Source organism: Mucilaginibacter terrae (genome assembly GCF_031951985.1).
In the GTDB taxonomy this organism is placed as follows: Bacteria; Bacteroidota; Bacteroidia; order Sphingobacteriales; family Sphingobacteriaceae; genus Mucilaginibacter; species Mucilaginibacter terrae_A.
Map to the genome: position 1 here is coordinate 1,236,249 of NZ_JAVLVU010000001.1, position 16,622 is coordinate 1,252,870.

Annotated in this window: 9 protein-coding genes; 5 read left to right on the forward strand and 4 right to left on the reverse strand. The window is 46.0% G+C overall.

Annotated features, from left to right (window positions below):
- The first annotated feature begins 199 nt into the window (after positions 1-199).
- The 5 genes from QE417_RS05135 (at position 200) to QE417_RS05155 (ending at position 9,447) form a co-directional block, all read left to right on the forward strand.
- A complete protein-coding gene (locus QE417_RS05135) occupies positions 200-3,298 on the forward strand; it encodes a SusC/RagA family TonB-linked outer membrane protein (protein WP_311947981.1) in 3,099 nt (1,032 codons plus the stop codon).
- Between the two features lie 13 nt (positions 3,299-3,311).
- Entirely contained in the window at positions 3,312-4,883 is a 1,572-nt protein-coding gene (locus tag QE417_RS05140) for a RagB/SusD family nutrient uptake outer membrane protein (RefSeq protein WP_311947984.1), read from the forward strand.
- 23 nt (positions 4,884-4,906) lie between these two features.
- Positions 4,907-6,289, forward strand: coding sequence for a PKD domain-containing protein (locus QE417_RS05145; protein ID WP_311947986.1), 1,383 nt, complete (start codon positions 4,907-4,909; stop codon positions 6,287-6,289).
- A 101-nt stretch (positions 6,290-6,390) separates the two neighbouring features.
- Positions 6,391-7,257: a glycoside hydrolase family 16 protein gene (locus QE417_RS05150; RefSeq protein ID WP_311947988.1), complete on the forward strand. Its 867-nt coding sequence runs from the start codon at positions 6,391-6,393 to the stop codon at positions 7,255-7,257.
- Positions 7,258-7,275: 18 nt separating this feature from the next.
- On the forward strand, positions 7,276-9,447 hold the full coding sequence (locus QE417_RS05155) for a glycoside hydrolase family 3 C-terminal domain-containing protein (protein ID WP_311947990.1): 2,172 nt from the start codon (positions 7,276-7,278) through the stop codon (positions 9,445-9,447).
- A 105-nt stretch (positions 9,448-9,552) separates the two neighbouring features.
- Here the strand turns inward: QE417_RS05155 and QE417_RS05160 are convergent, their stop codons facing one another.
- The 4 genes from QE417_RS05160 to QE417_RS05175 all read right to left on the reverse strand — a co-directional run bounded on the left by QE417_RS05160 (position 9,553) and on the right by QE417_RS05175 (position 16,573).
- Entirely contained in the window at positions 9,553-11,850 is a 2,298-nt protein-coding gene (locus QE417_RS05160) for a GH92 family glycosyl hydrolase (RefSeq protein WP_311947991.1), read from the reverse strand.
- Positions 11,837-14,986, reverse strand: a complete 3,150-nt coding sequence (locus QE417_RS05165; protein WP_311947993.1) for a glycoside hydrolase family 2 TIM barrel-domain containing protein — start codon at positions 14,984-14,986, stop codon at positions 11,837-11,839. Before QE417_RS05165 ends, QE417_RS05160 begins: the two co-directional genes overlap by 14 nt.
- Before the next feature lie 137 nt (positions 14,987-15,123).
- The gene (locus QE417_RS05170; RefSeq protein WP_311947995.1) at positions 15,124-15,993 is read right to left on the reverse strand and encodes a YitT family protein; all 870 of its coding nucleotides are present in this window, start codon (positions 15,991-15,993) and stop codon (positions 15,124-15,126) included.
- Positions 15,983-16,573 (reverse strand): HD domain-containing protein, encoded by a 591-nt coding sequence (locus QE417_RS05175; protein ID WP_311947998.1) that lies wholly within the window; start codon positions 16,571-16,573, stop codon positions 15,983-15,985. Before QE417_RS05175 ends, QE417_RS05170 begins: the two co-directional genes overlap by 11 nt.
- Positions 16,574-16,622 lie beyond the last annotated feature (49 nt).

Consider the following 16,622-nt stretch of genomic DNA (forward strand, 5'->3'; position numbering starts at 1 on the left):
TATCAAATATTTACGAAAATTCAAAATCTAATATGTAGTGGTTAAGTATGGGCTGTTTGAGAGGTATAAATTAGCCTGTATGGGTTATATAGTGCGCCATTATTTAGGTGATGTTAATTAGCAGTTTATATTTGCCCTCAACCAACAGGCTCCTGCCTGAACCAAGTAAACCATTTTGTAAACCATTTTATGATCTTCTATGAAAGGAAAAATTACTTTTTTTCTATTAGTTCTGCTATTGCATGCCTTTGCGCTTAAAGCACAGGAGCTGCAAGTATCAGGTAAGGTTACCTTAAAGAGCGATGGCGCTCCTTTACCGGGTGTAACGGTAACTGTTGAAGGCGGCTCGGCCGGGGTAGCTACAGACCCCAATGGCGAGTTCAGCCTTAAAATTCCCAAATTGGGCTCAGTACTGGTTTTTAGCCAGATAGGCCTCGAACCGCAGCGTTACACGGTAAACAGTAACAATGTCATTCAAATTATGATGGCTGAAAAATCAACCAACCTCAATGATGTTGTAGTGGTTGGTTACGGCACACAAGTGCGCCGTAATGTATCATCGGCCATTGGTTCGGTTAAACCCGAGCAAATTACCCAAACACCAGTACAACGTATTGAACAGGCCTTGCAAGGCCGTGTTGCCGGTGTGCAGGTTACCAACGTATCGGGCCAACCAGGCGATGCCCCTACCGTGCGCATACGTGGTATTGGCACTAACGGTGATGCCTCGCCTATTTACATTGTAGATGGTTTCCAGGTGGGCGGTATCGATTATTTGAACCCGGCCGACATCCAATCAATGGACGTACTGAAAGATGCGGCATCGGCAGCTATTTATGGTGCGCGTGGCGGTAACGGTGTAGTACTCATCACCACTAAAAGTGGTTCAAAAGATGGCAAAACCCGCATTACCTACGATGGCTACATAGGTATACAAAACGCATGGCGTTACATGAAACTGCTTGATGCCCGCGAGTATGCCGTAATGATGAACGAGGGTGCCGCCAACGCGGGCAATTCTATCCCCTACCCCGACTTAACCAAGTACCCCGCAGGTACTGGCACCGACTGGCAGCGTGCCTTGTTCCAAAAAAATGCGCCTACTTACAACCACCAGTTTGCCATAAACGGTGGTAACGACCGTAGCAACTATGCTATCAATTTTTCGTTGTTCGACCAAAAAGGTTTGGTGGGCGGCGATAAATCTGATTTTAAACGCTACACCTTCCGCGCCAATAATGATACTAAGGTCAAGGATTATTTGAAAGTGGGTGCTAACGTGGCTTACTCGCACATTCGTCGTACAGCAATTGACCCTAACCAGGAATTTGGCGGTGTATTGAACAACGCTATCAACCTCGACCCTATTACCCCGGTGATAGAGACCGACCCTGCCCGTGCGGCAACCTATAACATAAATGCTGTGCGCGATGGTAATGGTAACCTGTATGGTATATCGCCGTATGTAGCACAAGAAATTGTGAACCCACTGGCACGCTTGGCCGTAACTAACGGACTTACCCGCGTTGATAAATTCGTGGGCAACACTTACGCTGAGATCAACATCCTGAAAGAACTGGTTTTCCGTTCAACTTTCAGTATCGATTTGGCTTATGTAAATTCTAATAACTACAGCCCTGTTTTCTACCTTAATGCGGCCCAGCAAAACATCAATTCAAGCGTATCAAAAGGTACCGACCGCTATTACACCTGGCAGGCCGAGAACGTGTTGAGCTATAACAAAATGTTCAGCAAACACTCATTAGGCGTAACTGTGGGTACTACCCATCGTCGCGAAAACGCGGAAACGCTGTACGGCTCAAACACAGGTTTGGTAGTAAACGACCCTAACATGGCCTACCTCAACCTGGCGGTAGATGCCGGTACAGCCAAAGCCACAGGCGGCGCAGGTCGCAGTGCGTTATTCTCGCTATTTGGCAGGGTAAATTATTCATACGATAATAAGTACCTTTTCTCGGCTTCGTTACGTCGTGATGGTTCTTCAAAATTCGGCTCTAACCATCCGTTCGGTTACTTCCCTGCGGTATCGGCCGGCTGGATATTCACCGAGGAAAGCTTCATCCCTAAAAACGATGTACTCACCTTTGGTAAGTTACGCGCCTCATGGGGTAAAAACGGTAACGACCGCATAGGCGATTTCCCTTGGGCTGCTGTAATTGGCGTGGGTCGGGGTTATACGTTTTATAACGGCAGCGGCAACGGCTATATCAACGGTGCATCACCGTCATACATTGCCAACCCCGATATTCGCTGGGAAGAATCGGTACAAAGCGACATTGGTTTGGATTTAACCTTCCTGCGCAACATGTTCACCTTTACTGCCGATTATTATGTAAAAACCACAAAAGGCTGGTTATTACAAGTGCCTATCCCGCTAAGCGTGGGTGTTCCGGCCGGAACCGCAAACGGTGGTTCGGTACGTAACTCGGGTATTGAGCTTTCGTTAAATTACCAGCAAAACATAGGTAAGTTTAAAATTAATGCAGGCGTTAACGGCAGCTTCAACAAAAACACTGTTACCGAAATTAACAATGCCGAACGCATATTGGGCGGTGCAGGTATATCAACCTACGGACAAGTAGAGCGCAGCACCATTGGTCAGCCGTTCTCTTATTTCTATGGTTACCAAACCGATGGCATCTTCCAAAACGTGGCACAAATTAATGCCTATACCCAAAACGGCAATAAAATTCAGCCCGATGCCGTACCCGGCGATGTTAAGTTTAAAGACCTGAACGGCAACGGCGTGATCGACCCTAACGACCGTACCATGATCGGTAATCCTACGCCTAAAATTACCGGCGGCTTTACGTTTGGTTTGGCATATCAGGGATTTGATTTAAACGGATTCTTCACCGGTGCATTTGGAAATCAGATATTCAACGGCACACGTCGCCATGATTTCCCTACCGCCAATATGCAAACCCTGTACCTTAACCGTTGGAGCGGCGAAGGCAGCACAAATACCCACCCTCGTTTTACCTGGAACGACACCAATGGCAACTACAGCAAAATATCGGACCTGTATCTTGAAAACGGTGATTACGTGCGCCTTAAAACCCTGCAACTGGGCTACACGTTCAACAAAGCGCTTATGTCGAAAATTAAGCTGCAAGGCTTACGCATTTATGTATCGGGCGATAACCTGTTGACCTTTACCAAATACTCGGGTTTCGACCCTGAAATTGGCGCACGCGGAAGCCTGGATATTGGTATCGACCGTGGCATTTATCCACAGGCCCGTATTTACCGTGTAGGTTTAAGTGCAACATTTTAATTGACGAGTAACCATGAAGAATATTAAATATACCACCACCATCATATTAGCAGGTCTGTTTACCATTACCGGCAGCGGCTGCAAAAAATTTATAGAGTTAAGCCCTGTTGACAACCGGGTTAGCGAAAACTTTTACAAAACCGAAAAAGACGCCAATGAGGCACTAAACAGTGTTTACGATGCCTTGCAGTGGCATACCAACGCTGGCGGCGGCGGCTTTAGCCCCGACCCTATGATGGCCGACATTGCATCGGACGATTCGTATGCAGGCGGCGCAAGCCGGTCCGATTCGCCCGATATGATCCAAATTGATCAACAAAAAATTGCGCCTACCAACTCGTTAACCCGCGTTTACTGGGGCAACCACTACACCGGTATTTACCGCGCAAACCTGCTGCTGCAAAAGCTGCCCGATATTAATATGCCGGCCGCTGCAAAAGCTAAAATTGCTGCAGAGTGTAAGTTTTTAAGAGCTTTCTTTTATTTTGATCTGGCTAAATGGTTTGGCAATATCCCGCTGATAACCGCGCCACAAAGCCCGGGCGAGTACTGCGTAGTGAATGCCAGTCCGGCTCAAACTTTTAACCAGATAGCGCAAGACCTGGTTGAAGCCATGCCGGTATTAGATAAATCAGATTTACGCACCAGCAAGGCACACGCCACACGCTGGTCGGCCATTGGCTTATTGGGCCGTGTTTACCTGTTTTACAAAGGCGTTTATAAAGCCGAATTACAAGCAGATGGCACTGCAGTTAATGGCCCTTACGTGCTTACGCAACTGCAAGACCTCATTACCAACAGCGGCCATGATTTGTTAGGTGCTTATGCTGATAATTTTACCAAAGCCAACGAGTTTAGCAAAGAATCGGTTTGGGAAATATCTTACTCTAATGATAATCCCTGGTTCGACTGGAACTACATTCAGGGCGGCGAAGGCAACATGCAGCCGTTGATGCAGGCACCACGTATTGAAGGCGACCCGCTTTACAGCACCGGCTGGAGCTTTGCTCCTGTTACGCAGGAATTGTACAACAGTTACGAAGCTAACGATCCACGCCGCACGGCAACCATCATTAACATGGAAACTGATTTGAAAGGTAAGGTATCAGTTGGCTATCAGCACACAGGTTTCTTTAGCAAAAAGTATACTACCACTGCCGAATACAGGCCAACAACCGGGCAGTATGAGTTAAACTGGGGCAATAACTACCGTTCTATTCGTTTTTCGGATGTATTACTGATGGCCGCCGAACTTGATTTCACCAACGGTGGCAGCCAGGCTCAAAACTACCTGAACCGGGTACGTAACCGCGTTAGCCTGGGCAGCAAAACCGTAACGTTGGCCGCCATTTACCAGGAACGCCGTGCCGAACTGGCTTTAGAGGGCATCCGCTACTGGGACCTGCTTCGCCAGGGATTACCAGCCGCCGCCCAGGCCATTACTATAAGTGGTAAGAAAGGCCCCGGCTATACCGGCGACCAGGTTGATTACAATGTAACCTTTAACCAGGCCACCCGCGGACTGTTCCCTATTCCGCAAAGCGAGCTTGATCAATGCTCGAGTGTGTTGAAACCTAATTTTTAACTCAATTTCAATTAAAAAGAAAGATGAAGACCTTTTTATATAAACCGCTTGCAGCGCTGCTGCTTGTACTCACTTGGATGGGCTGTAAGGTTGACGACCCGGAGCTTGGTCCGGCACCGCAAAGCACACAGGTAAAATTTAACGCAACACCAAGTGCGGCCAATGCCAATATCATTACATTCAAAAACCAATCGGGACCAGTAACTAAAACCGTTTGGGATTTGGGTAACGGACAAACCGGCTCGGGCGAGGAAATTACCGGCTCGTATCCTCTTGCAGGTACTTACACAGTAAAGCTCACCATTTATACCAGCGGTGGCTTTGCATCAAGCACTCAAACCGTAACCATTGCTACCACCAAGCCCGAAATGCTTAACCGCCCTGATTATAACTTTTTAACAGGCGGCGGCAGTAACGTAGCAGGCAAAACCTGGGTTATTGAAAAAGCCGTATCGGGCCACTTAGGTGTTGGTCCGGCCACATCGCAAACCGCCGAGTGGTACAACGCAGCCCCTAACGAAAAGGCATCAGAGGGCTTTTATGATGATGAAATGGTGTTTACTTTGAGCAACAACTTAAAATACACTTACATCAACCACGGCAACACCTTTGCCAACGGTGCAAACGCAGCCGGTATTGGTGGTGCAACAGGTGGCGACGTTACCGTTAATTACACCCCGCCCACCAATCTTAGCTGGAGCATAACCGAAGAGGGTGATAAAAAATATCTCACCATATCAAACAACGGCTTCATAGCTTATTACACCGGCGTATCAAAATACCAGATACTTACCTTGAGCGAAAACGAAATGTACCTGCGTGTGGCTGATAAAGCCAATGCGGCTAATGCCTGGTATTTGCGTTTAGCACCTAAAGGTTATACCCGCCCCGTGGTTGAAAAACCTTTGCGAGCCAATGATATTACCGATAAGTTTGACGGCACTGGCAATATTGCCTGGAAAGCCGATGGTATTACGTTTAAAAACGCGTTCGACAATCCATTCCCTCAAGGCATTAATACTGCCGCTAAAGTTGGCTTTTACCAACGTTTAACCGGCGATGCCAACCAGTACGGCAACCTGCAAACCACGTTGGATTATCGGCTTAACTTGAGTACCCGCAATAAATTCAGGGTAAAAGTATTTTTCCCGGGTGCTAATGATTACACCGGAACATTAAAACCGCAGGTATCGGTAAAACTGCAAAATTCGCTTGCAGGTGGCAATGCCTGGCAAACCCAAACCGAAATAGTTAAACAGGTACCGTTAAACCAATGGGTGGAGCTGGAGTTTGATTTTTCGGCCATATCAAACGTTACCATTTACGACCAGATCGTGCTGCAACTGGGCGGCGAAGGTCACCAGGTTCCGGGTATTTTTTATGTGGGCAGTTTTGAATTAAAATAAATGCCATAAGCCGCGGTGTAAAGAGCTGCGGCTTACTCATAATACCTTTTTAAAGAGACGAGAGCAAAGCAAATTATATGAACAAAAGCAAGCAAATAAGAATGTATACATCATTTATTGGAAAAGTACTGGTGGCAGGTTTCCTGCTATCATGTGCCGGGGGCGATGAACTAAAACCCCTTCCTACCGAACCCACCACAGGTGGTGGCGACGGAAAACCAACCGACAAAGGCTGGGCGTTTGAAACTACGCCCGTTTGGGCCGATGAATTTACCACCAACGGCGCGCCTGATGCCGCCAAATGGGGTTATGATTTAGGCGGTACCGGCTGGGGCAACAACGAGCTGCAAAATTACACCAACAGTCAAACTAACGCCGGCATAGCCAACGGTGTGCTAACCATTACCGCCCGCAGAGAAAACTCGGGCACCAATGCATATTCATCGGCCAGGTTAGTTACCAAGGGTAAAGGCGACTTTTTGTACGGCCGTGTGGAAATTAAAGCCAAGCTGCCATCTGGCCGTGGTACATGGCCTGCTATATGGATGCTGCCTACCGATATGGCTTACGGGCAATGGCCAAAATCGGGCGAGATCGATATTATGGAGCACGTAGGCTACGACCCTAATAAAGTGCATTTCACCATACATACCGAAGCCTACAACGGCGCTCAAGGCACCCAAAAAGGCGACTTTAAAATGGTTAACACCGCATTCACCGAATTTCACTTATATCGCGTAGATTGGACACCCTATGCCCTGCGTGGCTTTATCGACGATCAAAAGGTGTTTGAGTACGTAAATGATGGCAAAGGCTCATCAACCTGGCCGTTTGATAAGCGCTTTCACCTGCTGCTCAATATTGCTGTTGGCGGCAACTGGGGCGGTGCGCAGGGTGTTGATGATACCATTTTCCCTAAAGCTATGGAGGTTGATTACGTGCGGGTTTATAAAATGATCGATAAGTAAATAGTATAATCTATCTGCATGAAAAATACGCTTCTAATTTATACCGCTAAGGCGGCGGCCTGTGTCTTGCTTTTGCAAACTGCCACCTTTGCCCAAACCGATGAACAACTATATCAAAAAGCCGATGCCCTGCTTAAGCAAATGACCTTGCAGGAAAAGGTGAACATGATACACGGCAGCTCATCATTTACCTCGGGCGGGGTACCCAGGCTGGGCATACCCGAGTGGGTAATGAGCGACGGTCCGCACGGCGTTCGCGTGGAACATGGCCGTACTTACAAAGACAGCACCGGTGTTGAAGATGCCGGTACTTATCTGCCCACGGGCGTTTGCTTAGCCGCCACCTGGAACCCCAAACTGGGCTATGCTTTTGGCTCGGTGCTGGGCAGCGAATCGGCCTACAGGGGTAAAGATGTTATTTTGGGGCCGGGCATTAACATCATCCGTTCGCCGCTTAACGGGCGTAATTTTGAGTATCAAAGCGAAGACCCTTACCTCGTATCGCGCATGGCCGTAGGCTACATCAAAGGTGTTCAAGACCAAGGCGTGGCGGCTTGTGTAAAGCACTATGCAGCCAACAACATCGAAACCAACCGCAATAACATTAATGTTGAACTAAGTGAACGCGCCCTGCGCGAAATTTACCTGCCCGGCTTTAAAGCAGCTGTACAGGAGGGCAATGTTTACACGCTCATGGGCTCGTACAACAAAGTACGCGGCGAGTGGGCTACGCACAACAATTATCTCATTAACCAAATACTGAAAAAAGAATGGGGTTTTAAAGGAACTGTAATAAGCGATTGGGGCGCCGTGCACAGCACCCAGCAAGCCCTGTGGAACGGAACCGATGTTGAAATGGGTACCGACCTCTCCTTAGGCGCAAAGCCTGATTATCGCAAATACTTTTTGGGTGATACCGTGTTAGCGCTGGTTAAAAACGGCAAGGTGCCCGAGTATCTTATTAATGATAAGGTGCGCCGTATTTTATACATCATGCTTAAAACCCATGTAATTGATAAACAGCGTAAAAAAGGCTCGTATAACACCAAAGAACACCAGCAAACAGCCCGGCAAGTTGCCGAGGAAGGCATCGTACTGCTTAAAAACCAAAACAACCTACTGCCATTAACGCCATCGATAAAGTCGATAGCCGTAATTGGGTTTAATGCTAACCGACCGCAGGCTTTTGGTGGGGGAAGTTCGCAGATTAAGGCATTGTATGAGGTAACCGCTTTAGAGGGCCTGAAAAAGCAAGCGGCCAAAGGCGTAAAAATAACATATGCCCAAGGTTATAAAATTGAGCGCGGCGCAAAGGCCGACGAAAGCCTGATTAAGCAAGCTGCCGATGCTGCCGCTAAAGCCGATGTAGCTATTATTGTGGGTGGCAGTACTCATGGTTATGACTACAACAAATGGAGCGACAATGCCTATGATGCTGAAGATACCGACAAGCCCGACATGAACATGCCCTTTGGGCAGGATGAGCTGATTAAGGCAGTACTTAAAGCCAACCCTAAAACGGTGGTGGTTTTATTGGGCGGCGGAGCTATTGATATGAACCAATGGCTAAGCTCCACTCCTGCTGTTTTACAAGCCTGGTACCCGGGCATGGAGGGCGGCAATGCAATAGCCAATATCGTATTTGGCAAGATAAATCCATCGGGTAAATTACCCATGACCTTCCCTAAAACCATTACCGATGCTCCCGACCATAAGTTGGGTCAATTCCCGGCTGATAAGGATAGTAACATGGTTTACTATTTTGATGATATTTATGTTGGGTATCGTTATTTTGACACCTATAAAGTTGAACCGCAGTTTGTTTTCGGTCATGGCCTGTCATATACCCAATTTGCTTACAGCAATTTACAGGTGCAAAGCAATGGCGGTAAAGCCACGTTAACTTTTACGGTTGCCAATACCGGCAAAACTGCCGGGGCCGAAACTGCACAACTATACGTTCATCAGCAAAAATCATTACTACCCCGCCCCGAAAAGGAGCTTAAAGCATTTGAAAAAGTGTTTTTAAAACCGGGCGAAAGGAAGCAGATTACATTAAATCTTTCTGCAGATGCATTTCAGTATTTTAATGATGTTAGTAATAACTGGATCACCGAAAAAGGAAAATTCGATATTCTTGTCGGCAGTTCATCTAAAGACATCAAATTGAATGGTATAGTTAACCTTTAAAGTTTGTAAAAAGATAATATAAACAAAACGCCGCCCATAAATATGAGCGGCGTTTTGTTTTAGCGATATTTATGAGGCTATGCCCATTACAGGCAAATATCTGTTTTACTTAACAGCCTTAGCCATTCCTGATGGTTGCATAGCAGGTTTAATACCCCATTGCTTATCAGGCTTTGCCTGTAAATAAATAGCAAGTTTTCCACCCTGTTTCAGCATGTTGTAAGTAATGTAGTTTTTACCCATCGGCTTTCCATCAATAGTTACTTTGCTGATGTATTGCGCTTTTGACGATGTTTTGTGACACACCACATTAAATACTTTACCACCGGGCATGCTGATGCTCACATTATCAAACAGGGGGCTACACAGCATATACTCTCCTGATACAGGATTTACCGGATAAAAGCCCATAGCAGCAAACATATACCAGGCCGACATTTGCCCCGCATCATCATTACCACCTAAACCACCGGGACCATCGCTATACTCGGCAGCCAGTACTTTGCGCACTGCGGCCTGCGTTTTCCATGGCGATGGGGTGTAATTGTACATGAACGGTACCTGGTGCCCGGGTTCGTTACCGTGCCAGTATTCGTTTTTGGCAAACAGGGTGTCAAGAGATGCCTCTAACTTGGCTGCTCCGCCCATGAGCTTAGCTAAACCGGGTACATCATGCGGTACGTAAAATGTATACTGCCTTGGTGAACCTTCTGTAATGTAAGTTTCCTTACTATCCGGCCTGAATGGGGCAACCCAGCTTCCATCAGCATGTCGGCCACGAACTAAACCCACGTTTTTATCAAACACGTTGGCGTAGTAACCGGCGCGTTTCATCAACGTTTTGTAATCAGATGCTTTGTTGAGTTTTTTGGCAAATATGGCCAATGCATAATCGTCATAAGCATACTCGAGTGTACGGCTTGTTTGTTCCATTTTGTGGAAGGCATCCAATACGCTGTCTTCTACAGGAATGTAACCGTATTTTAAGTAAGAATCCAAAGCACGGCGGCCTTTGCCTTCTACATATTCGGCCTTGTTGTTATTTACATCAAACGCATTATGGCGGAGCAATTGGTATGCCTCGTTAAAATCATAATTTTTGATGCCTTTTAAATAAGCCGATGCTATAACCGAAGTAGTATGATCGCCTATCATTTCGGAGGTGTAGCTGTTCCAGCATGGGAAGATAGGCATCCAGCCGCCTTGCCTGCCTTTATCAATAAGCGATGTCACCATATCATTTATAAGCGGCGGATTTAGTATCTCCAGCAATGGCAATTGGGCGCGGTAAATATCCCACATCGAAAAATCATCATAGTAGTTGCCGCTTTTAAGTACTCCATTTTTGTATGATGTAGCAAATAGCGGGTACTTACCATCTACATCGTTAAATAAACGGGGTTGTTGAAGGGCATGATAGTATGATGTGTAAAATATGCGCTTATCTTTCTCATTTACGGTGGTTACCTTAATTTGCTCCAGCTGTTTTTGCCAAACCGCATGTGCCGAGTTTGCAACCTGTTCAAAATTGAACTTTGGCACCTCGGCATCAAGGTTTTTACGGGCACCATCAATACTGGTGAATGATGTGCCCACCCGAATAGTGAACTTTTGCCCTTTATTGGCTTTAAAACCTACAAAAGCGCCTACATTTTCAATATTCTTTATGCTATCGGCCAGCGATAGTTTACCTACTCCAAACGTACCGGCAGCACCTAAAGCCTGCTCAAACCTGATCACAAAATACCCACTAAAACCCGCCGGCTTACCCCATCCCTGGTAAATGCGGTGTGCAGGGTTGTAACCGTAAATTTCGCCGCGTTGCTTGTCAATTTTAATGTAGCCCTTTTTGTAATCGCTATTAACCGTGATGAGTAGGTACAGGCTATCGGCTTTTTGGGCGGTAAACTGCATAATGCCGCAACGCTGGGTAGCTGTTACAGCTGCTGTAATGCCATATTGTTTCAGGTCTATCTGGTATTTGTCAGGCCCCGAAATTTCATCGGCATGGTTAAAAGTGGCATCATATCCTGTTATTTTTAGTTTGCCGGTTATGGGCATTACGGTTACGCTGCCGTAATCCTGCATGCAGGAACCGCTTATCCAGTGTGAGCCGCGAAAGCCGCTGAAGTGATCGTCTTTATAATAGTACGGCGGTATACACTTGGTTTCTGAATGCTGTGTTTGCGGTGTCCATTGTGTCATACCAAACGGAAGCCCTACCGCCGGAATGGTGTTGGCAAAGTTTGCAAATTCCGAGCCATGCTTTAGCGCCGAAGCTGTAGTTGCCGTGGCGGTACCGGCCATGGGCTGTACATATTTAACAAGATCCTGCGCTGTTGCATCAGCACTTACTGCAATAAGGGCTAATGCGGTATAAAGGTAATTTTTAACGTTCTTCATTTTTAATTTCGAGGCTTTCGGCAAGGTTACTGATCGGTTTCAATGTAAAGCTGAATCTATATTCTTTCTCTCTCAATAGGTATTCTGCGTGTACGCGTGGGCTCCAGCTGTCATCTCCGCCTAAACCCATTTGTTTAAGGTCGATGTTTACATATGTTTTATCGCCCCTTACTAAAAAGTGTGAGGTTTTTGACTCATTTAGTGCTTTCATCGAGTAGTCCTGCACGTTGACGTTCATAAACGGCTCACCGGTAGCTAATAAGCCTTGCCCGTTGTGGTTGGCTATAAGCATCCAGCGTACGTTGGTTTTGTTACCGGTTTCCTGGGGCATAACGAACGGGAAGTGCTGATCGGCCACGGCAGCGGTATAAACGCCTGCAAAGGCGCTTTCCTGCCTGTCGGCATAGCTTTCAAACGGACCATTGCCAAACCATTTAACCCGCGTAAACGATGATGGCATAGCAAACTGCAATCCCACACGGGCCAGCGGAGGCACAGTACCGGTCACTTCATAATGGTTATCAACTTTAACCTCACCATTGCCCAATATGGAATAGGTTGCAGTGTGATCAATTTGACCTTGTTTAAGTTTAATGGTGCTTTTAGCCTCTATCTCAACCACATATTCATCATTTCGGCCCAATTTAATTTTAACCGGGGTGACGGTAAAGTTATCAAGTCCTGCATTGCGCCAGCGCCAGGCATAACTGCGGTGCATGCCGCCTTCATCATTATCGGTAGGTACACGCCAAAATGAGGGTTGTATGGGCGCGGTAAGCAGTTCAACACCTTCTTTTTTAAACGAGGTTAATGCTGCCGTTTCCTTGCTGAAGTTTATGCTGAAATCTCCACCAAAAACCACGATATTTTTATCATTTTCTGCGCTATTCAGCTTTGGCAACTTGACTGGTATCCTTTTGGTATTGTCAGGATGCAAGGGTATGGTCAACTGTTCGGAAGCGATTTCAAAACCCTTAGCAGCCCAAAGCATTTCTTCTTTCAATTTGAAACTAAAACGCAGGTGATACTCGTTACCTGGTTTTATCAGAGAAGCGTTGTAAGGCACTGTAATTTCGGTGCTAGTTTGCGCTGCAATATTTAACTGGTTTATGATGCCGCTTTGTACCGGCTCGCCATTTTGCAGCAAAGTCCAGTGCAGGGTAATGTTGCTTAAATCGTCAAAATAAAAGCCGTTGTTTACAGAGACTTTGCCCTTTAAAATATCAATAGCCTGTACATTAATATTTTGCTGAACTTTTTTTGCTTCATGTATTTCGGGTTGAGGTATGCGGTCGGGGCCAATGAGGCCGTCGTTAACGTTGGCACTGTCAATATGATTGATGATATCCCAGTACTCGCGGCCGTTTTTGTCTTTAGCACGAATGCCCTGGTCAACCCAGTCCCAAATAAAGCCGCCTTGCAGGCGGGTGTTGTTATAAAACAGGTCCCAGTAATGGCGATAGTCGCCCAGGCCATTGCCCATGGCATGCGCAAATTCGCATATAATAACCGGACGGGTGGTATCCTGCTTCACAAATTTATTAATGGTAGCGGTATCAGGGTACATCATCGAAATAATATCGTACCGGTTGAGCATACGCACGTTAGGTGTACGGCTTTCATAATGGATTGGCCGTGTGCCGTCGATTTTTTTAATGGCGGCGTACATGGCATCAAAATTTGGCCCCCAGCCCGATTCGTTACCCATTGACCAGAAGATGATACTCGGGTGATTTTTATCGCGCTGAACCATAGCGGTGCCACGTTCTACAAAGGCTTGCTTCCATTCAGGTTTTTCGGCCAGGTATATTTTTTCGCGTGTCCACAGGCCGTGGCTTTCTACGTTGGCTTCGTCCATTACATAGAGGCCGTACTCATCGCACAGTTCGTACCATTCGGTGGCGTTGGGGTAATGGCAGGTGCGCACGGCGTTGAAGTTATTCTGCTTCATAAGCTCGATATCACGTATCATCGATTCGCGCGATATATACCGGCCGGTGTACATATCAAACTCATGGCGGTTAACACCCTTTATTTTAACAGGTTTGCCATTCACCAGCATATGGCCTTTTACAATTTCCACTTTGCGGAAACCGGTTTTTGAGGTAAGCACCTCGGTAACCTTGCCATCGGTACCTAATAGTTCAATAACTGCCGTGTATAGGTTAGGTGTTTCGGCAGTCCACTTGGCCGGGTTAGTTAGTGTAACTTTAAAACTTACTTCAGTTTCTTTGGCCGACGAAAAGCCCGGAACAACTTGTGTTTGTTTAAAAACAGCTTTGCCCTGCACATCCTGCAAGGTAAACCGTACCGAATGCTTGCCGCCGTTTTTGCCTGTATAATTTTGCACATTTACTTTTAAGTTCAGGTTGGCATCTTTATACTGCTTATCTAAGTCGGCTTGCAGGTGATAGTCGCGCATGTGTACTACAGGCGTGGCAAACAGGAACACATCACGGAATATGCCGCTCAAACGCCAAAAATCCTGATCTTCCAGGTAGCTGCCATCGCTCCAGTTAATCACTTCGGCCGATAGCGTATTTTCTCCTTTTTGCAGGTAAGGGGTTATATTGAATTCGGCCGGGGTCATGCCATCTTCATGGTAGCCCACTTTTTTGCCGTTTATCCAAACATACAAAGCCGATTGTGCTGCCGCAAAGTGCAGAAACACCTGCTTGCCTTTCCAGCCTTCGGCAACCCGGAAAGTAGTTTTATATAAACCTGTTGAGTTAGTATCGGCCTTAGGTACAAACGGCGGTGTAGGTGGAAAGGGGTAAACAATGTTGGTAAAAATAGGACGATCATACCGGCCATCCATTTGCCAGTTGCCGGGTACAAACAAGTCATCCCACCCGGATGTGTCCATAACCTTTTTGCCGAAATTAGCAGGGACATCTAATGGCGTTTTGCACCACTTAAATTTCCATATACCATTTAATGATTGATAGAATGGCGAACGCTCTTTTTTAAAGGTAAGTGCCGACGATACATCAGCATATGGTATTAGCGTAGTGTGGGCCGGTTGAGTGTTTATTTGGGTTACAGCCGGGTTCTCCCAATCATGCTGCTGAGCCAGCGTGGGAAGCGCAGTAATTAAGGCTGCTGTTATACACAAGCAGATATTCTTTATGTTCATTTTTAAAGTTGGTTGTTAAACAGGCTTGTGAAAGGCAGTGCAATATATAAAAAAAACACCCTGTTACCGGAACAGAGGGTAGCAGGGTGATAAAATATAAGTTATACCATGTAATTTGTGTAAATCTTAAAGCTCAATTAATGCCTGGCTCGTCGCTTCAAAATACCACCCGCGGCCTCTTTAATAATGCCGGTAAAAATAAATGCTTTTGGGTCGAGCTCATGTACAATATTGCGTAAGCGACGAACCTCCAGGCGGGTAACTACAGTATATATAATATCAACCGGGTGGCTAACATCAAAGCTGTCTTTCATAAAACCTCGCTCACCTTTGTAAACGGTAATACCACGCCCCATGTTCATCACCAGTTCGCGTTTAACGGCCTCGCTTTCGGCCGATATAATGGTTACTCCGGTATATTCCTCCAAACCTTCAATAACAAAGGTAATGGTACGTGATGCTGTATAATAAGTTAAAATAGAGTACAGCGCGGTTGGCAAACCCAGCTTAATTCCGGCAATAAGGAAAATAACGATATTAATACCTAAAATAATTTCGCTGATAGTAAAACTGATGCGTTTGCCTGTATATAAGGCTAATACCTCAATACCGTCCAGCGCACAGCCGCCGCGCATGGCCAGCCCCACGCCTATTCCCATAAATACACCGCCAAAGATGGATACCAATAGTTTATCGCTCGTTACGGGTTGAAACGGGATAAGCAACAATGCCAGTCCGAGTAAAATGACAGCTATAAACGTTTTGATGGCAAACATTTTATTAACATGGTAAGCCCCCATAAAAATAAAAGGAATGTTTACAAGCACAATTACATAAGCAATGTTGTAGTGGTAAGTTTCATGAATAAGCAGGGATATACCGGTTACACCACCGTCAAAAAAATTATTGGGTACCAAAAAACTTTTTAAGGCAAAACTACAAAACAGGATACCGATAAGGGTATAAACGGTATCGGACAACCAGTGTGGCAGAAGGCTATTTTTCATGAAAGTTTAAGCGTGCAATTATTTCTGCTAAATTAAGTTCTTTTTGCAGTTGTCGGGTATTAATTGCAGTTTTTGTAAAATATTGATGCTCTTGCAGGAATTTCACCTGCATTTTGTCCCAGGTAATGCTATCCGTAACCGTACCTGCTAAGCGCAGTTCTTCAAAAAGCTTATCGCTAATGCTGAAAAAATCGCTGCGACCAAGGTAATCCAGATCAGCATCGGCTAGTATCTCCCCTAATTTATCAAGCGGTGTTTGCGGTAATCGGGTTGCAGTTATGGCATTACAAATCTGATCAATTTCTTGTTCGGTATAATCAAAACCGGGCAAATACTGCTTAGCCAGGCGTATAGATTCATCTTCGTGCTTATCAACACAGGTTAAATAACCGGCATCATGGTACCAGGCGGCGGTAAGCAGCAGTTCAATATCGGCTGCACTAATCCCTTCACCTTCGGCCAAACGTTGCGCCGCTTGGTGCACATCACGTGTGTGTGCGGCATTATGGTATGTATACTTTTGCGGCAGCTCTTGTTCTAATTTTTGAATAATGAATTGCCCGGCTTTTTCAGCTCGCATAGGTTTAATTTGTGTGCTAATATATGAATTGTTTGCAGTGGTGAGCAAA

Coding starts and splice junctions, on each gene's coding strand:
- QE417_RS05135 (WP_311947981.1), top strand. CDS start 200: ATGAAAGGAAAAATTACTTTTTTTCTATTAGTTCTGCTATTGCATGCC.
- QE417_RS05160 (WP_311947991.1), bottom strand. CDS start 11,850: ATGAAGAACGTTAAAAATTACCTTTATACCGCATTAGCCCTTATTGCA.
- QE417_RS05140 (WP_311947984.1), top strand. CDS start 3,312: ATGAAGAATATTAAATATACCACCACCATCATATTAGCAGGTCTGTTT.
- QE417_RS05150 (WP_311947988.1), top strand. CDS start 6,391: ATGTATACATCATTTATTGGAAAAGTACTGGTGGCAGGTTTCCTGCTA.
- QE417_RS05145 (WP_311947986.1), top strand. CDS start 4,907: ATGAAGACCTTTTTATATAAACCGCTTGCAGCGCTGCTGCTTGTACTC.
- QE417_RS05175 (WP_311947998.1), bottom strand. CDS start 16,573: ATGCGAGCTGAAAAAGCCGGGCAATTCATTATTCAAAAATTAGAACAA.
- QE417_RS05165 (WP_311947993.1), bottom strand. CDS start 14,986: ATGAACATAAAGAATATCTGCTTGTGTATAACAGCAGCCTTAATTACT.
- QE417_RS05155 (WP_311947990.1), top strand. CDS start 7,276: ATGAAAAATACGCTTCTAATTTATACCGCTAAGGCGGCGGCCTGTGTC.
- QE417_RS05170 (WP_311947995.1), bottom strand. CDS start 15,993: ATGAAAAATAGCCTTCTGCCACACTGGTTGTCCGATACCGTTTATACC.